An 18,731-nucleotide genomic window follows, 5' to 3' on the forward strand; every position below is an offset into this window, starting at 1 on the left:
CGGTCGTAACCGTGCCCGCTCCAAACGCTTATCGCGACTTGTGTATAACGCAGAGTGATCCGCGTGGGTATCCAGCCTGTGACGCTCCGCGTCACTTGCGCGGTCGTGAGCCGGGCGCATAAAAAAGCCCCTGAAGCAGCACTTCAGGGGCTTTTTCAAACCGGGTGGCGATCAGGCCAGAACCGGCTGTACCTCAGGTTTCAGTGGCTGCAATGGCAGCAACGGCGCATGAGGGTCAGCTGCAATGGAAGCTCTCCACGCTGCCAGCCATTCTTCATGGCCACCACTCCAGACCAGCTCATGCAGACGCCCCAGGGCAACCGGATCGCTCAGCAACATCAGGCGCTCATGATTGCCAAGCTTGTCCGGACCAACCTTCAGTGCATGCTCGACGCGCTCCATACGGACCACTTCGATCGGCCTGGCCTGCTTGTGACGCGACGTTGCCAGTGCACAGGCCAAGGCATTCTGCTGTGGATCAACCACGGCGCGAATAAAGCCTTCCTTCAGCGCATGCCAACGGTTCTCGTGGGTGTACTGATCGGTAGAGATCAGTTCCTGCGGCGGCTCGAACTCTTCCGGGATCAGGAAGAACTTCTCGTCGCGCGCCTTGAGACCCAGACCGGTACGGCTGGAAATCACCGACACCGGAATCGACAGCATCAACGACACCACAATCGGTGCCAGCCACCAGAGGAAGCTCGGGTTCAGCGAGAACACCAGAGCGGCCCAGCAAGCGCCCAGCAGCGTCTGAGGACCGTGACGTTTGACCGCTTCGATCCATGGCGTGGAGTCATCGTCGCGCTGTGGGGAGTTCCAGGTCGCTGCCCAGCCCAGGAAAGCGGCCAGTACGAAGCGGGTGTGGAACAGCATGCGAACCGGCGCCAGCAGCACCGAGAACAGCATTTCCAACAGCATCGAGATGGTGACCTTGAACTTGCCGCCATAGCCCTTCGCGCCCTTGGCCCAGATCAGAATGACGCTGAGCAGTTTGGGCAGGAACAACAGGACGATGGTGGTCGAGAACAGCGCAACGGCTTTTTCCGGGTGCCATTGTGGCCACAGCGGATACAGCTGACGCGGTTCAAGGAAGTAGGTCGGCTCCATCAGCGTGTTCACGGCCAGCAAGGCAGTGGACAGCACCAGGAAGAAGAACCACAACGGCGCCGACAGGTAAGACATCACGCCTGTCAGGAACACCGCACGGTGAACCGGGTGCATGCCCTTGACCAGGAACAGCCTGAAGTTCATCAGGTTGCCGTGGCACCAGCGGCGGTCACGCTTGAGTTCGTCGAGCAGGTTGGGTGGCAACTCTTCGTAGCTGCCCGGCAGATCGTAGGCAATCCAGACGCCCCAGCCGGCACGGCGCATAAGCGCAGCTTCGACGAAGTCGTGAGACAGGATCGCACCGGCGAAGGCCCCCTTACCCGGCAACGGCGCCAGTGCGCAGTGCTCGATAAAAGGCTTCATGCGGATGATCGCGTTGTGACCCCAGTAGTGGGATTCACCCAGCTGCCAGAAGTGCAGACCGGCAGTGAACAGCGGACCATAGACACGTGTGGCGAACTGCTGCATGCGCGCATACAGCGTGTCCATGCCCGAGGCACGTGGCGCGGTCTGGATGATACCGGCGTCCGGCGTGGCTTCCATCAGGCGAACCAGACTGGTCAGACACTCGCCGCTCATGACGCTGTCGGCGTCGAGCACGACCATGTAGCGGTATTCACCACCCCAGCGACGGCAGAAGTCATCGAGGTTGCCGCTTTTGCGTTTGACGCGACGGCGACGACGACGATAGAAAATCTTGCCGAAACCACCGGCTTCACGGCACACGTCAAGCCAGGCCTGCTGCTCGGCAACGGCGATATCGGTGTCGTTGGTATCGCTGAGGACGAAGAAGTCGAAGCGATCCAGGTCACCCGTGGCCGCCACCGACTCGAAGGTCGCACGCAGACCGGCGAACACGCGAGGCACGTCTTCGTTGCAGATCGGCATGACCAGAGCAGTACGCGCGCCGACTTCAATCGGCTCGTTACCTGCGCTGGCACCGGAGATGCGGTACTTGTCGCGACCAGTCAGCAATTCCAGGAAGCCCATCAGCGCGGTCCAGAAACCCGCCGATACCCAGCAGAACAGAATCCCGAACAGCAACAGGATGCTGGTCTGCAAGGCGTAAGGCATGACCTGCAACGCAGTCTGCACGAAGGTCTGGCGCGTGATTTCGTCCAGCGAAACCAGCGACCAGCCCTGATACGGCAGGATGCCTTTCATGTACCAGCCAGCCACGATCGTCTGACCCAGCATGAGAACCAGCAGGATATAACGACGGATCGAGCCGACCGTGCGCCAGCGCGACTTGGGCAGGTCGCGTGGCAGATCGTCGTGCTCAGGCTTCGGCGGATTGGTCTTGCCGGTCAGCCGACGCCAGCCGCGCACCAGAATGTTGGTGCGCCACGGCTCGGGAACGACCTTGGTGCGACGGATTGGTGGAGTGGCCTTCAGGCACAGGCGACCGCTTGCATCGACACCGAGCATCTCGGCGTCCTGCAATTCGTCGGCTGTGGACAGCGTCAGGCGACGGCCTACCGAAGCCTGTGCGGCCTCGGCAGTGTCGGTGAATGGCTGCGCCGAAAGGCGTTCGTGCAACTCGGCGAAGGATTTGCAGCCGGCCAGTTCGGCCCGCTGCTCGTCGCTCATCGGTAAATGCGCCAGGTACTCGTTCAGAGACACTGGCACCGGTAGAGAATTACTCATCGCTCGGCAACTGATAGCTCCAGGTCTCGGTCATGACTTGCAACGTCTTGGCCGGTTCCGGATGGGTGGGCGCGGCCTCGGTTTCAGGCTGCTGGATTTCTTTACCGTCCTTGTCCTTGGCTACGTCAGCCTTGGCGGCGTCGGTTTTGGCGACGTCACCTTTGGCAGCGTCAGGCTTGGATGCCTCACCTTTCGCAGCTTCAGGCTTGGCAGCTTCGACCTTCGGCGCATCGGCCTTGGCAATTTCTACCTGGTCCGTGTCCTTGGTTGCCGCAGGTTTGGCGGCTTCCTTGGCAGCCGCTTCCTTGGCAGCGACTTTCTTGTCTTCTGCCTTGTCGGCAACCAGCAGTGCAGGCTCCTTGCCCGGTTCGGCCGGAATCTCGCGCAGCAGGTAAGCGCGCATTTCAGTCGGCTTGCCGGAGTCCTTGACCTTCACCCGCAGGGTCAGGCGATAGCCTTTGGTGACCGGGTTGTAGCGCAGGTTGTTTTCGACCAGCTCGACGTTGTCGTCGGTGGTCACCTGGCTGCGAATGGTCTTGTCTTCAGGCAGTGCAGCCAGCACCGGACCGACAAAATCGACCAGGAATGCGAGGCTGCCATCCGGCTGACGAATCAGGTTGGACTGACGCACGTCACCGATGGAGCGCTGAGTCTGCTTGACCCAACCCAGATCCGGGGAGTGAATCGAGTTTTCCTGCATGGTCCAGTGGATGCGGTAGTTGAAGTCCATCGGCCCGCCCGGCTTGGCCAGGGTCTCAGGCTTCCAGTAGGCAACGATGTTGTCGTTGGTTTCGTCGGCAGTCGGAATTTCGACCAGCTCGACCGTACCTTTGCCCCAGTCACCTTTCGGCTCGATCCAGGCGCTTGGGCGCTTGTCGTAGCGGTCGTCGAGGTCTTCGTACTGGCTGAAGTCACGGCCACGCTGCAACAGACCGAAACCACGCGGGTTCTCGACCGAGAAGCTGCTGATGGACAGGTGTTTAGGGTTGTTCAGCGGACGCCACAGCCACTCACCGTTGGCTGCCTGAATCGACAGACCGCTCGAATCGTGAAGCTCGCGACGGTAGTTAGGCACACGCGAAGGCTGGTTGGCACCGAACAGGAACATGCTGGTCAATGGCGCAACGCCCAGCTTGTTGACGTTGTCACGCAGGAACATGCGCGACTTCACGTCGACCAGCGTGTTGGTACCAGGACGCAGGGTCAACTGATAGGCACCGGTGGCACGCGGCGAATCGAGCAGTGCGAAGATCACCAGATGGTTGTCATCCGGGCCTGGCTTCTCGATCCAGAATTCCTTGAAGCGCGGAAACTCTTCGCCCGACGGCGATGCAGTGTCGATGGCCATGCCACGAGCGGACAGGCCGTAGACCTGGCCCTTGCCGATCACGCGAAAGTAGCTCGCGCCCAGCATGGTCATGATCTCGTCCTGTTTGTCATCCTTGTTGATCGGGTACAGCACACGGAAACCGGCATAACCCAGTTTTTCGGTGGATTTCGGATCGATCTTCAGGTCGCCGAAATCGAAACGACTGGGGTCGTACTTGATTTCGTCAACGGACGTGGCGGTGACTTCGTTGATCTTGACCGGCGTGTCGAAATGCATGCCCTGATGATAGAAGGACACTTTGAACGGCGTCTTGTCGCCCGCCCACTCGGCCTTGTCATCACGGAACCGGATTTTCTGGTAGTCCGCGAACTTCATGTCGCGCAACTCGTTGGGCAGATTGCTTCTCGGCGCTTCGAATTTCTGCCCGGCCATTTCTTTGGCTCTGGCCGCTACATCATCCAGGCTGAAAGCCCACAACTGACCCGCACTGAACAGGCAGACCAGCGCCGAACTTGCCAGGAGCGCACTGCGCAGGCGCTTGACAGATTTCTTTGGAGCATTACAGGGACTAACAATCACGAGCAACCCTCGCCGAAAACAGATGAAGAAACCAACGGCCAGCTATCGATGCCGGGTTGGCGAGCATTGTTCCGACTCCAATTGGGCCTAATGATTCCCCAACCTGGTGTCAGAACCGCTTTTGTCATGCCAGATGGACCAACCACCGCTGATCTCCGTTGCGCGCGATTATCCAGTAGCACGCGTCACAACGCATCAGGTATGACAAAGAATTTTATTCCCCCCGGACTTATGAATCCGGGAGAAGACAACGGAATATTAGCTCAGGTTTCAAGCAGGAAAGTCACAGGGCCATCATTGACCAGATGCACTTGCATGTCCGCACCAAACTGGCCCGCCGCAACCGTTGAATGCGCGATCCTGGCCTGACTCAATAGATAGTCGTACAACTCGGCACCCAGCGCAGGCGGCGCCGCTTTCGAGAAGCTTGGACGCATGCCGCTTTTGGTATCGGCCGCCAGCGTGAATTGCGAAACCAGCAGCAATCCGCCGCCCACTTCACGCAGGGAAAGATTCATCTTGCCCTCGGCATCACTGAACACTCGATAGTTGAGCAACTTGTGCAGCAACTTATCGGCACTGGCCCGAGTGTCTTGAGGCTCCACACCGACCAGCACCAGAATGCCCTGATCGATTGCGCCAACCACCTCGCCACCCACTTCCACGCGTGCACCCTGCACGCGCTGCAATAAAGCTTTCATAGAGACTCTTTTCAGACCTGCGACAAGGACGCGACGGTATCAGGCTTCTTCAGGTGGCAGGTCAAGCAGACGACGCGCGACCTGTGCGGCGGCCCGTACCAGCGCATCGGTGATGCCCGGCTCCGACGCCGCGTGGCCTGCATCACGAATCACCTGCAGCTCGCTGTTGGGCCACGCCTGATGCAGCTCCCAGGCATTGTCCAGTGTGCAGATGACATCGTAACGACCATGAACAATGATGCCCGGCAGATGGGCGATCTTCGGCATGTCGCGAATCAACTGGTTGGTTTCCAGGAAGGCATTGTTCATGAAGTAGTGACACTCGATACGCGCAATCGACAGGGCGCGTTGCGGCTCGGAGAACCGGTCGACTACCTGGGGATTGGGACGCAGGGTGGCCGCACGACCTTCCCAGGTTGACCAGGCCTTGGCGGCATGCATCTGGGCGATCTGGTCCGGGCCGGTGAGGCGCTTGTGGAAAGCCGCCAGCAGGTTGTCCCGCTCATCCAGCGGAATCGGTGCGACATAGTCCTGCCAGTAATCGGGGAACAGGCGGCTGGCGCCCGCCTGATAAAACCAGTCGATATCCTGCTGGCGCGCCAGAAAAATTCCGCGCAGGATCAGCGCATGAACGCGGTCCGGGTGAGTCTGGGCGTAAGCGAGCGACAACGTCGAACCCCACGAGCCGCCGAACAGCACCCACTTTTCGATGCCTAGGTGTTCACGGATTCGTTCGAGATCTTCAACCAAATGCCAGGTGGTATTGTTTTCGATGCTGGCGTGAGGCGTGGAGCGACCGCAGCCGCGCTGATCGAAAGTAATGATGCGGTACAGGTTCGGATCGAAGTAACGACGGCTCTGTGCATCGCAACCCGAACCCGGTCCACCATGGATAAAGACCACGGGAAGGCCTTCGGGCGACCCGCTTTCATCGACGTAAAGCACATGCGGCTGTTCCACGGCCAGATCGTGCCGGGCGTAAGGTTTGATCTGCGGGTACAAAGTCTGCATATGTGCTCCATGAGTCCGATTCAGAGGCTTCTATTATTCTGCCGTTGGGCATCATAAACCCGAAACGAGGAATGAGCATGCTGCACATCATCGTTGCGAGTGGAACGATCAATGCAAGCGTTTTGCCAATTTGCAAAGTTCGCGAACCTGCGCAGGCGCGCTGGGTCGAAGCGAGAGCTCTGTCTTCAATTATTTCTTTCATTTTCAGGAAATAACTGACGACACGCCTACAGTCTAATAACCCCATCTTTCAATCCGTCAGACTACTTGAGGTCGTACCGATGTCTCAGGAACCACTCGTTCGTGACGCTGATGTGGCTGCTTTCCGCGCCGCAGTGCTCGCCAAACTCACTTACTCAGTGGGCAAGGACCCCGACCATGCGTTTGAGCATGACTGGTTCGAAGCTGTTGCCCTGGCTGCTCGTGACCACATGGTCGAGCACTGGATGGACCACACGCGACAGATTTATCGCAAGGTTCAGAAACGGGTCTATTACCTGTCGCTGGAATTTCTGATCGGCAGATTGCTGTACGACAGCCTGAGTAACCTGGGCCTGCTGGAAATCGCTCGCGAAGCCATGACCGAACTGGGCGTGGACATCGAGCGCATTCGCCTGCTCGAACCCGATGCCGCGCTGGGTAACGGCGGCCTGGGTCGTCTGGCGGCCTGCTTCATGGAAAGCATGTCGACTCTGGGCATTGCGGGTCATGGCTACGGCATTCGCTACGAACACGGCCTGTTCCGTCAGGCAGTGGTCGACGGCTGGCAGCAGGAGCAGACCGAGAACTGGCTGGACTTCGGCAACCCGTGGGAATTCGAACGTCCGGAAGTGGTGTACTCGATCGGCTTCGGCGGCAGCGTCGAAACCTTCACCAACGAAGCCGGTGAGACGCGTCAGGTCTGGCGCCCGGGCGAAACCGTCCGCGCCATTGCCTACGACACGCCGGTAGTCGGCTGGCGTGGTGCAAGCGTGAACACCCTGCGCCTGTGGCGCGCCCGTGCGGTGGAAGATCTGCACCTGGAACGCTTCAACGCCGGTGACCACTTTGGTGCCGTGGCGGAAGTCGTGCGCGCTGAAAGTATTTCCCGTGTGCTGTATCCGAACGACGCGACTGAAGCCGGTCAGGAACTGCGCCTGCGCCAGGAATACTTCTTCGTTTCGGCTTCCCTGCAGGACTTGCTGCGTCGTCACCTGAACATGCACGCTACGCTGACTGATCTGCCGGAGCATGCGGCGATCCAGATGAACGACACACACCCGTCCATCGCGGTGGCCGAGCTGATGCGTCAGTTGATCGACAACCACAACATTCCGTGGGACACCGCCTGGAAAATCACCGTCGGCACCCTGGGCTACACCAACCACACCCTGCTGCCTGAAGCGCTGGAAACCTGGTCGGTCGGCCTGATGGAGCGGATGCTGCCGCGCCACATGCAGATCATCTACCTGATCAACGCGCAACACATCGACACGCTGCGCGCCAAGGGCATCCACGATTTCGAAGTGCTGCGCGCGGTGTCGCTTATCGAAGAAGACAATGGCCGTCGCGTGCGCATGGGCAACCTGGCATTCCTCGGTTCCCACAGCGTCAACGGCGTTTCGGCATTGCACACTCAGTTGATGCGCAAAACCGTATTTGCCGAACTGCACAAGCTGTATCCGGAACGGATCAACAACAAGACCAACGGCATCACCTTCCGCCGCTGGCTGTTCCAGGCCAACCCGAAGCTGACCGAAATGCTGGTCGAAGCGCTCGGCCCGGACGTGCTGGACAACGCAGAAACCCGTTTGAAGGAGCTGGAGCCGTTCGCCGAGAAGTCATCCTTCCGCAAGCAGATGGCCGATCAACGCCTGCACAGCAAACGTGCGCTGGCGGCGATCATTCATGAACGCCTCGGCATCGCAGTCAACCCGGCGGCGATGTTCGACGTGCAGGTCAAGCGGATCCACGAATACAAGCGTCAGCTGCTGAACCTGTTCCACACCGTCGCCCTGTATCAGGCGATTCGTGCAGAGCCGGGCACGGACTGGGTGCCTCGGGTCAAGATCTTCGCAGGCAAGGCAGCAGCCAGCTATCACTCGGCCAAGCTGATCATCAAGCTCACCAACGACATCGCCCGCACTGTCAACAACGACCCGACCGTACGCGGCCTGCTCAAAGTGGTGTTCATGCCCAACTACAACGTCAGCCTGGCCGAGAGCATCATTCCGGCAGCCGACCTGTCGGAGCAGATCTCCACTGCAGGCCTTGAAGCCTCGGGCACCAGCAATATGAAGTTCGGCCTCAACGGCGCACTGACCATCGGCACGCTGGACGGTGCCAACGTGGAAATGAGCGAGCAGATCGGTCTGGAAAACATGTTCATCTTCGGCATGACCTCGCAGGAAGTCGAAGCCCGCAAGCAGGCAGGCGACTTCAGCGCACATGGCGATGTTGCCGCGTCCGGTCGTTTGAACGATGTGTTGCAGGCGATTCGTGGCGGGGTGTTCTCGCCGGATGATCCGAACCGCTATGCAGGTCTGGTCGATCAACTGCTGGCCTATGACCGTTTCCTGGTCTGCGCCGACTTCGACTCGTACTGGGCCGCCCAGGCCAAGGTCGAGGAACGCTGGCACGACTCCAAGGAATGGTGGCGTTCGGCAGTGCTCAACACGGCACGCATGGGCTGGTTCTCCTCGGACCGGACCATTCGCGAGTACGCGGGCGAAATCTGGAAAGCACTGGACTGAAACAAGGGGGGCACATCCGTAATCTGATGCACCGCCCCTTTCGCGGACAAGTCCGCTCCTACTGGCAGAAACCGGCTTTCGACCTGTAGGAGTGGACTTGTCCACGAAGACTGGCTTTCAGACGCTCCATTTCGACTGAATGTACCGCTCCACGTCAGGAGCGCGCTGAGTCCCTCTCTCCCCTATACTGCGCACCGATAAACCTTCACACATCGAAAAGGATGTCGTCGCGTGCTTTGGATTTGTCTGGTAGTGGGCGGTGCAGTGCTCGGGTACTCGGTCAGTTACGACGAGTGGGAAGGCATGCTCATCGGTGCAGTCATGGGCTGGGGGCTATGGGCGGGTGTTCGCCTGTATCTGCTGGACAAACGCTCGGCCGAGCAGTCTCTGGAGTTACTCGCTACCCGGAAAACCGTCGAATCCCTCCAACAGCGTCTGACGCTTCTCGAATACCCGCCCGTTCCAAGCCCGCAACCCGCCGCCAAAGCGCAGCAGACCGCTCCGTTGCCCGCCGACTCGGTCATCATCGCAGCGCAGACCACCGGCCCCGAGCTGATCTGGGACCTGCCTGCTGAACAAGCACCTGTAGCGCCGACCGCTGCCCCAGCTGCAACGGCCACGACCAGGCAGGCATCGACCACACCGTCTTCACCCAACTTCATCGAAAAGACTCTATCCGGCGCCATGGGCTGGCTGATGGGTGGCAATACGGTTTTGCGGGTCGGCATCGTCGTGCTGTTTCTGGGGCTGGCTTTTCTGTTGCGCTACGCCACCGAAGGCATGGTCGTACCCATCGAGGCGCGCTATGCAGGTGTGGCCGCCAGTGCGCTGGCATTGTTGGGGCTCGGCTGGTGGCTGCGCCTTCGCAACGCCCCTTACGCCTTGATGCTTCAGGGCGCGGGCATCGGTGTGCTGTACCTGACAGTATTCGCCGCGATGAAACTGCACACGCTGCTCGACCCGACCCTGGGCTTCGGGCTATTGGTAGCGATCACAGCGTTCTCGGCCGTGCTGGCCCTGACCCAGAATTCGCTGGCGCTGGCCTGCGCAGGCGCACTGGGCGGGTTTGCCGCGCCGCTGCTCGCCTCGACCGGGCAAGGCAGCCATGTGTCGCTCTTCAGCTACTTCGCCTTGCTCAACGCCGGTATCTTCGCCATCGCCTGGTTCCGGGCCTGGCGCGTGCTGAACCTGATCGGTTTTTTCGGCACGTTCGGCATCGGCTTTGCGTGGGGTATCAAGGCCTACACACCGGAGCTGTTCTGGAGCACCGAACCATTCCTGATCCTGTTTTTCCTGATGTACCTGGCCATCGGCCTGCTGTTTGCGCGGCGCAAGCTTCAGGAGCAGGCAGGCGGCCCACAGGAAGACAGCCGCAACGCCTTGCTGCGCTGGTCGGCGCGTCAGGGTGATTATGTCGACGGCACGTTGCTGTTCGGGACGCCTATCGTCGGGTTCGGCCTGCAATATGCGCTGGTCGAACACTTCGAACTGGGCGCTGCATTCAGTGCGCTGGCGCTGGGTGTGATTTACATGGGACTGGCGCGGGTGCTGGCAGCGCGCGGCTCGGAAAGAACCAGGATGCTAATGGAAACCTGCCTGGCGCTGGGCGTGGTGTTCACGACACTGGCGATCCCGCTGGGGCTGGGTTCGCAATGGACCACCTGCGCCTGGGCCGTGGAAGGCGCAGCCATCTTCTGGCTGGGCATGCGCCAACATCGGGTATTGGCGAGTGCGTTTGGTCTGTTCCTGCAATTGGCTGCCGGCATCACCCTGCTGAGCAACCTGGATCTGTCGGACACATCGCTGTTGCTCCACGGTGATTACTGGACCGCGATGATTCTGGCGATTGCCGCCTTTGTCAGCGCCTGGTGCATCCATCGCTACCAGACGTTGACGCTGATGGATCAGGAATTGGCCAGAGCGTTGTTGATGGTCTGGGCTGCGGCGTGGTGGATGTTTTCAGTCATCAACGTCGTCCAGCTGTTCGTGCCTGTCTTGCTGCAGACCTCTGCGCTGCTGATGGCGGCGGCGGCCAGTGCCGCGCTCTGGACCGTGCTGGCATTGCGGCTACGCTGGTCCGATCTGGCGACGTTGTGCGCCACACTGACTCCGCTTTGCACCCTTGTGCTGCTGACCTCGCTGAGCAGTCAGTATCATCCGGCGCAGGATGGCGGCTGGATCGCCTGGCTGGCGGTATTCGCGGTGCATTTGCTTTCGCTACGTCGTCTCGCCGAACTGGCCCCGAGCCTTGCGATTCGCCTTGCACATGTCGTTGGCTGCTGGCTGATCATCGCCGTACTGGCCCTGGAGCTGCGCTTCGGGCTGATGCAATTGTCCGAGCAGTACAACGCATGGCGCTGGCTGGGTTGGGCCGTTGTGCCGAGCCTGTACCTGTGGGCAATGACGTCGCAGCGCCAATGGCCGTGGCCTGTGTCCGCCTACCCTCAGGCCTACCGGGTCAGCGCCGCCGCTCCCCTCGCCGTATTGATGCTCGCATGGTTCTGGCTGGCCAATATCTTCAGCGACGGTGCAGCAGATCCCCTGCCGTACATCCCACTGCTCAACCCGCTGGAAATCGGTCTGCTGTTCTCGCTGACCGGCGTCTTCCTGTGGACGCGCAATTACTTGCCGAAGATGGGCCTGGATGACACGCGCTCGCGCAATATTCCCCTGCTGATAGCCGGCGCTTCACTCTTTGCGCTGGTCACGGCAATGGTCATGCGCACTGCGCATCACTGGGCTGACGTGCCCTGGGACACCGAATATCTGCTCGAATCGATGCGCGTTCAGGCCGGGCTGTCGATCGTCTGGACGTTGATGGCACTGGCGCTGATGATCGGCGGGCACATGCGCGCCCATCGACAGATCTGGCTGGGCGGCGCAGCGTTGATCGGCGTGGTGGTGATCAAACTGTTCTTCATCGAACTGGGCAATCGCGGGGGCATGGAACGTATTGTCTCGTTCATAGGAGTTGGCATTCTGCTACTGGTGGTGGGATATTTCGCACCATTACCGCCGAAACCTCCCGTTACCCAGACTGACGGGGAGCCCGGCACGGCTCCAACCGCTGAGCCGAACAGCCCATGAGGAAACCGTTCTTGAGTCGTTCACCCCTGAAAATCGCCGTGCTCGGCCTGACCCTGTGCACGACGATGGCCGCCCATGCTCAAGACAAACCGGCCGATTTCGCCAGCCAGACGCCGCTGACACTCAGCGGTGATGGCCCGTGGTACCGCATTGAACTGCCGCTTTCCGTGCAACTGAATGCGCGGCAGGCCGATCTGAGCGATCTGCGCGTGTTCAATAACGAAGGCCAACCGCAGGCGTATGCCCTGAATCAGAAGCAGGCTTCGCAGGAACAGGAGCCCACGCCGATCCCGGTCAAGTGGTTCGCGCTCTACAGCACCCAGGAAGCGGGCGATGCCACACCGGTCATTCGCATCGAGCGCGCCAGCAATGGCACGGTGATCGAAGTCCAGCCGCAAAGTGACATCGAGGCCGGCGAAGAAGTGTTGCGCGGCTGGCTGCTGGACACCAGCGCGATCAAGGCCCCACTTGAACAACTGATCATCGACTGGAGCGCCGAGCGCGAGGGTTTCCAGAGTTTCAGCATCGAGGCCAGCGATGACCTCCAGCACTGGCGCGACTGGGGTGAAGGACAGGTTGCACGCCTTTCGTTCGCCGATGAAGTGGTCGATCAGCGCGAGGTGGGTCTGCCCGGTCAGAGCGCCCGCTATCTGCGCTTGCTGTGGCGCTCGCCGCACAGCGCCCCCACGTTGATCTCGGCCCATCTGTTCGCAGCCGACAGCGAAACGCCCACCCCGCCGTTGACCTGGTCACCACCGGTCACCGGCAAGGTCGAAAAGGCCAACGAATATGTCTGGGAGCTGCCTGCGGGCCTGCCGGTCGAACGTGTGAAAGTCGACATCGCCCAGCCCAACAGCCTTGCACCGGGCACACTCTACGCACGCAGCGACGCCAGACAGCCTTGGCAACCGATCAGCAGCGGACTGCTGTATCGCCTGACGCAAAATGGCAGCGATGTGGTTCAGGATCAGTTGCAGTTGTCCGGGCGTATCGTCCAGCAACTCAAACTCGTGGTCGATGACCGCGGCGGCGGACTGGGCACAGAAGCGCCAGCATTGAGCGTCGCCGTCCGGGCCAGCGAAGTAGTGTTTCTGGCGCGCGGCAACGGGCCGTTCACTCTCGCCGTGGGCAACACCTCCGTGAAGGCCGCCAACCTGTCGCTGGCGACTCTCATTCCCGATTTCACCCCGCAGAAACTGGCCACACTCGGCACGGCGAAACCGACGTCCGCCACGGTCGCCAACATGGCCGCACCGCTGCCGGTCGTGCAGGAAAGCGTCGATTTCAAGCGCATCGGACTGTGGGCAGTCCTGGTGCTGGGCGTGCTGTTTCTGGGCTGGATGGCGATGAGCACCCTGCGTGCCTCGAAACGCTGAACAGGCCGTCCGAGAGCGCCGGATTCCAGCTACGCTGATCCGGCGTATGAACTGAAACAGTCATAAGCCAGTCTGATAGCAGTATTACGTCGCCACTCGCGTTAAACTGCGCGGGTTTTCATACCCCCCTATTTCGGAGCTATCCATGTCCCGCGTTACACTAAGTCGCTACTTGATTGAGCAGACCCGCAGCAACAACACTCCTGCCGATCTGCGCTTCCTGATCGAAGTAGTGGCGCGAGCATGCAAGGAAATCAGCCACGCCGTCTCCAAGGGCGCACTGGGCGGTGTACTCGGGAGCATGGGCACCGAGAACGTGCAGGGCGAAGTACAGAAAAAGCTCGACGTGATCTCCAACGAAATCCTGCTGGAAGCCAATGAATGGGGTGGTCACCTGGCCGGCATGGCGTCCGAAGAAATGGACAACGCCTACCAGATTCCCGGCAAATACCCCAAAGGTGCCTACCTGCTGGTATTCGACCCACTGGACGGCTCGTCCAACATCGACATCAACGCACCGGTCGGCACCATCTTCTCGGTATTGCGTTGCCCGAACCAGTACCTGAGCCAGAACGAAGCCCTGAACGAAAAGGCTTTCCTGCAGCCAGGCACCGAGCAGGTCGCTGCCGGTTACGCGATCTATGGCCCACAGACCATGCTCATCCTGACGCTGGGCGACGGCGTCAAAGGCTTCACGCTGGACCGCGAAATGGGCAGCTTCGTACTGACCCACGAAGACATCACCATCCCTGAAACCACTCAGGAATTCGCCATCAACATGTCCAACCAGCGTCACTGGGAAGCCCCGGTACAGCGCTATGTGGACGAGTTGCTGCAGGGCGAAGAAGGCCCGCTGAAGAAGAACTACAACATGCGCTGGGTTGCGGCCATGGTTGCCGACGTACACCGCATCCTGACCCGTGGCGGTCTGTTCATGTATCCGCGTGACAGCCGTGAGCCTTCCAAGCCGGGCAAACTGCGCCTGATGTATGAAGCCAACCCGATGTCGTTCCTGGTTGAGCAGGCCGGCGGCGCGTCCACCGACGGCCATCAGCGCATCCTCGACATTCAGCCTGAAGGCCTGCACCAGCGTGTCGCGGTGTTCCTGGGTTCGAAGCAGGAAGTCGAGCGCGCCACCGCTTATCACAAAGAGTAAGAGGGACAGGACCGATGCGTGCGCCCTGGCTGCCGCTGCTCGACTGGTGGTTCGGTTCTGCCGAATCGCCCAGTGACGTGGTGAAAGCCAGGAACACGCTCTGGTTCGGCAAGAAAAAAGCCAACGACACTGAAGCGCGAGAGCGCTTTGGTGATCAGGTCGAAAAGGCCTTGGCGGGCGAACTGGCCGAATGGGCGGAAAACCCCAAGGGCTGGCTGGCGCTGATCCTGTTGCTCGACCAATTGCCCCGCATGATTCACCGCGATACCCCCAAAGCCTTTGCCGGCGACCTGCGCGCACAGTCACTGGTCAAACACGGCTTGAAACTGGAACGCGATCAACACCTTGATCCGTTGCAGCGCACCTTCATCTATCTGGTGCTGGAACACAGCGAGGACCTCGCTGACCAGAACCATGCCATCACCTGCTTTACCCGTCTGCTTCCCTTGCTGCCCGCCACTGATCGCGACTACTTCAAAAGCAGTCTGGATTACGCAGAACGCCATCAGAAGATCATTGCCCGCTTCGGGCGCTTTCCGCATCGCAATGCCATCCTGGGCAGGTCGTCGACCGACGAAGAGATAGAATTTCTCAAGAAACCCGGCTCAAGCTTCTGATCAGCCAGATAAATCCTTGTCCCTGCCGGGAACCAGATCGGCTTTTTCTCTTCTAACCTTTCGGTATTGCGCCAGCGTCAGGCTGCATCAGCCTTCGTTGCGACGCGACCCCCTTCCGTTCAGGAGCTACATCCATGTCCTTGCGCTATGTCGCGTTACTGTCGTTTTGCGTGTTTCTGGCTGCGTGCAGCAAAATCACCCAAGAGAACTACGCCAAGCTCTCCGCTGGCATGCCCAAGGCTCAGGTCGAGTCGCTGCTGGGCAGCCCGACCGAGTGCTCTGGTGCGCTGGGCATGTCGAGTTGCACATGGGGTGATCAGAACACTTTCATCAGCGTCCAGTATGCAGCCGACAAGGTCGTGCTGTTCTCGGGCCAGGGCCTCAAATAAACATGATCAAGGTACTCGTTCGGTTTGGTATCTTCGTGATGGCCAGTTTTCTGGCCATCGGCTTCGCACACTCGGCTGACAACCTCGAGCCGAGGACAGTCGACAGCGTCGATCTCAAGCAGTATCAGGGCACTTGGTACGAGCTGGCGCGCCTGCCGATGTTCTTCCAGCGCAAGTGCGCCCAGTCCGAGGCCCATTACGCACTGAAGGATGACGGCAACATTGCGGTGACCAACCGCTGCCGTACGATTGAAGGCGAGTGGCAGGAAGCAACCGGTACTGCATCGCCACAGGTGCCGGGCAAGACCGACAAACTGTGGGTCGTGTTTGATAACTGGTTCTCGCGCCTGCTGCCGGGCGTCGCCAAGGGCGATTACTGGGTGCTGGATATCGGCGATGGCTACAAGACTGCCGTGGTCGGCAATCCGGACCGCAAATACCTGTGGCTGCTGTCGCGCACGCCAACTGTCTCCGAGTCGGTCAAACAGGACATGCTGAGCAAGGCCCGCCAACAGGGTTACGACACCTCACGCCTGATCTGGCGCGAGGATGATTCGAAGATTGGCAAAGAAGCGAAGTAACGATTCAAGCGAGGAAATCTGATCGTGCCCGCCGACTGGCACGATCAGACAGTGCCGACTCAGTTCTGGTGATACTGCGCCGACAACTCGTGCACGGCCTCAATGAAAGCGCCCGCATTCGCCGGGTCGACTTCCGGCGTAATGCCATGACCCAGATTGAACACATGCCCGGTGCCACTGCCATAGCTGGCAAGGATGCGTGCGACTTCCTGGCGGATAGCCTCAGGACGCGCATAAAGTACGGTCGGGTCCATGTTGCCCTGCAATGAAACCTTGCTGCCGACACGCCGACGCGCTTCACCAATGTCGCAGGTCCAGTCCAGCCCCAGTGCATCGGCACCGGCATCGGCAATGCTTTCCAGCCACAATCCGCCACCCTTGGTGAACAGAATCACCGGCACCTTGCGCCCGTCGTGCTCACGGATCAGGCCGTTGACGATCTTGCGCATGTACGCCAGAGAAAACTCCTGATACGCCGCCGAAGACAGGCTGCCGCCCCAACTGTCGAAAATCTGCACCGCCTGCGCGCCCGCCAGAATCTGGCCGTTGAGGTAGGTGGTGACCGACTGCGCCAGCTTGTCCAGCAACAGGTGCATGGCTTGCGGGTTGTCGTAGAGCATGGCCTTGGACTTGCGGAAGTCCTTCGAGGAGCCGCCTTCGACCATGTAGGTCGCCAGGGTCCACGGGCTGCCGGCAAAGCCGATCAGCGGAACGCGACCATTGAGTTCGCGGCGGATGGTGCTGACCGCGTCCATCACGTAACCCAGATCCTTCTGCGCATCAGGGATCGGCAGGGCTTCGATGTCAGCCAGTGTGCTGACGGTCTTCTTGAAGCGCGGGCCTTCACCGGTTTCGAAATACAGGCCAAGCCCCATCGCATCGGGAATGGTCAGGATGTCGGAGAACAGGATCGCCGCATCGAGCGGGTAGCGGTCAAGCGGCTGCAGCGTGACTTCACAGGCGAACTGCGGGTTCTTGCACAGGCTCATGAAGTCGCCGGCGCTGGCGCGGCTGGCACGGTACTCGGGCAGATAGCGGCCCGCCTGACGCATCATCCAGACAGGGGTTACGTCCACGGGTTGCTTGAGCAGGGCGCGCAGGAAACGGTCGTTCTTCAGGGCAGTCATGTCGGCATCCGCTATAAAAGTGCGGGCATTTTCTCAGAGCGCGACGCAAAAGGCACGGTAAGAGCCGTGCCTTTTATCTATCGGGTCGATTTGCCGCAGGCGCCAACGACGTCATGACTGTATGTAACCCGGCAGTTCTACGGGTTGGTTTGCATGATTTGCCTTATCCAACCGTCGAAGAATGACACCCGTGTGTACTGTCCGGCACCGTACATCAAGGTACGGCTGACCAGTCCCACTTCGACATACCCGCTTGCTGTCTTGTACAGGAGAGGCCCGCCAGAATCGCCTCCCGCCTGGTTGTAGCCTGCACAGATGTTGTTATCGGGGTTGAAGTTGGTGTCGGGATAGCCCTCTGGAATGTAGATGCACCTTGCGTCATTCAATATGCGCCCCTGGCCCTGATACAAGACATCGGCCAGCACCCCCTCATCGGTCCGACCGAACCCGATCAGTGTCACTGGCGTGTTCTTGTAAAGAGGAAGAGGAGATTGGCCGCTGTCCAGCTTGAGAAACTCCGTGCTCTGGGCAGGACGGCTCAGCTTGACCAGGGCGATGTCGTACTGACCCCGATTAAGACCCGCATGAAGAAAGACATCACCAACAGTAATACGCTCTCTCTCGATAACCTCAGGGCGGTATTGTTCCAGCCCGATACTGACTGCGTGTGCCTTTTTTTCAGGATTGGTCAGGCAATGCGCGGCCGTCAGGACCCACTGCGGTGCAATCAACGCACCACCGCAGATGTGCTCGCCATCCTCTTCGACCAACGCCGCAAAAAACGGGTATTGACCGCTGGGAGCGGGCTCACCGCCGACAATCTTTCCGACATCTTCGACGGCACGGTCTGCGCCACAACCAGCCAATATGGCGACCAGACAACTTAACGCGAGTAGCTTGTTCATGATCAACTCCCTGATCGTGACTGAATCCCTGTTACAACGCGCCTGCGATCCTGCAGCACACGTCGAAATATCGGCGTCTCGAACGAGCCAGCCGATTTTCAGTAAAGCGAAATGCGTCAGGAACGGGAACTGTCAAAACTGACAGCAAAGGCGGGAAAACAGCCTGAAGAAGGCTGTTCAGACCTGAAAGTCTCAAAGACGCCCCTCAGACAATGCGTGATTTACTGAAGAAACGCGATTTTGTGGGAGGCCCCTACACGTCTTCGACGTAGCGCTGCCGCGCAGCAAACACCGGACCGTGGGAGGCGGCTTGCCGGCGATGAACGATGACGCGATTTTCCTGACATACCGCGTCGGCTGCATCGCCGGCAAGCCGCCTCCCACAA

Annotated in this window: 13 protein-coding genes; 7 read left to right on the plus strand and 6 right to left on the minus strand. The window is 59.9% G+C overall.

Going from position 1 to position 18,731, the window contains the following annotated elements:
* Positions 1 to 171: 171 nt before the first annotated feature.
* The 4 genes from mdoH to pip all read right to left on the minus strand — a co-directional run bounded on the left by mdoH (position 172) and on the right by pip (position 6,375).
* On the minus strand, positions 172 to 2,754 hold the full coding sequence (gene mdoH, locus QRN20_RS22210) for a glucans biosynthesis glucosyltransferase MdoH (RefSeq protein WP_004882697.1): 2,583 nt from the start codon (positions 2,752 to 2,754) through the stop codon (positions 172 to 174).
* A complete protein-coding gene (locus tag QRN20_RS22215) occupies positions 2,747 to 4,669 on the minus strand; it encodes a glucan biosynthesis protein G (RefSeq protein WP_285361211.1) in 1,923 nt (640 codons plus the stop codon). The genes mdoH and QRN20_RS22215 overlap by 8 nt, the downstream gene beginning before the upstream one ends.
* A gap of 257 nt (positions 4,670 to 4,926) precedes the next feature.
* The gene (gene dtd, locus QRN20_RS22220; protein WP_025993906.1) at positions 4,927 to 5,364 is read right to left on the minus strand and encodes a D-aminoacyl-tRNA deacylase; all 438 of its coding nucleotides are present in this window, start codon (positions 5,362 to 5,364) and stop codon (positions 4,927 to 4,929) included.
* A 39-nt stretch (positions 5,365 to 5,403) separates the two neighbouring features.
* On the minus strand, positions 5,404 to 6,375 hold the full coding sequence (pip, locus tag QRN20_RS22225) for a prolyl aminopeptidase (RefSeq protein WP_058432383.1): 972 nt from the start codon (positions 6,373 to 6,375) through the stop codon (positions 5,404 to 5,406).
* A gap of 281 nt (positions 6,376 to 6,656) precedes the next feature.
* On the opposite strand from pip, the gene QRN20_RS22230 reads away from it, so the two are divergent.
* The 7 genes from QRN20_RS22230 to QRN20_RS22260 all read left to right on the plus strand — a co-directional run bounded on the left by QRN20_RS22230 (position 6,657) and on the right by QRN20_RS22260 (position 16,313).
* Positions 6,657 to 9,107 (plus strand): glycogen/starch/alpha-glucan phosphorylase, encoded by a 2,451-nt coding sequence (locus QRN20_RS22230; protein ID WP_004882701.1) that lies wholly within the window; start codon positions 6,657 to 6,659, stop codon positions 9,105 to 9,107.
* A gap of 231 nt (positions 9,108 to 9,338) precedes the next feature.
* A complete protein-coding gene (locus tag QRN20_RS22235) occupies positions 9,339 to 12,194 on the plus strand; it encodes a DUF2339 domain-containing protein (RefSeq protein WP_058432382.1) in 2,856 nt (951 codons plus the stop codon).
* 26 nt (positions 12,195 to 12,220) lie between these two features.
* A complete protein-coding gene (locus QRN20_RS22240) occupies positions 12,221 to 13,570 on the plus strand; it encodes a DUF3999 domain-containing protein (protein WP_162868476.1) in 1,350 nt (449 codons plus the stop codon).
* 145 nt (positions 13,571 to 13,715) lie between these two features.
* Positions 13,716 to 14,726, plus strand: a complete 1,011-nt coding sequence (locus QRN20_RS22245; RefSeq protein ID WP_004882704.1) for a class 1 fructose-bisphosphatase — start codon at positions 13,716 to 13,718, stop codon at positions 14,724 to 14,726.
* A gap of 14 nt (positions 14,727 to 14,740) precedes the next feature.
* Positions 14,741 to 15,343, plus strand: a complete 603-nt coding sequence (locus QRN20_RS22250) for a DUF924 family protein (RefSeq protein ID WP_088236111.1) — start codon at positions 14,741 to 14,743, stop codon at positions 15,341 to 15,343.
* 134 nt (positions 15,344 to 15,477) lie between these two features.
* Entirely contained in the window at positions 15,478 to 15,732 is a 255-nt protein-coding gene (gene bamE, locus QRN20_RS22255; protein WP_004882706.1) for an outer membrane protein assembly factor BamE domain-containing protein, read from the plus strand.
* A 2-nt stretch (positions 15,733 to 15,734) separates the two neighbouring features.
* Positions 15,735 to 16,313 (plus strand): lipocalin family protein, encoded by a 579-nt coding sequence (locus QRN20_RS22260; protein ID WP_058432380.1) that lies wholly within the window; start codon positions 15,735 to 15,737, stop codon positions 16,311 to 16,313.
* 59 nt (positions 16,314 to 16,372) lie between these two features.
* Here the strand turns inward: QRN20_RS22260 and hemE are convergent, their stop codons facing one another.
* Positions 16,373 to 17,440: a uroporphyrinogen decarboxylase gene (gene hemE / locus QRN20_RS22265; protein ID WP_004882708.1), complete on the minus strand. Its 1,068-nt coding sequence runs from the start codon at positions 17,438 to 17,440 to the stop codon at positions 16,373 to 16,375.
* A gap of 137 nt (positions 17,441 to 17,577) precedes the next feature.
* The gene (locus QRN20_RS22270; protein ID WP_058432379.1) at positions 17,578 to 18,345 is read right to left on the minus strand and encodes a S1 family peptidase; all 768 of its coding nucleotides are present in this window, start codon (positions 18,343 to 18,345) and stop codon (positions 17,578 to 17,580) included.
* Between the last annotated feature and the right edge of the window lie 386 nt (positions 18,346 to 18,731).

It is taken from the genome of Pseudomonas sp. fls2-241-TYG-175 (genome assembly GCF_030209155.1).
Classification (GTDB): Bacteria; Pseudomonadota; Gammaproteobacteria; order Pseudomonadales; family Pseudomonadaceae; genus Aquipseudomonas; species Aquipseudomonas viridiflava.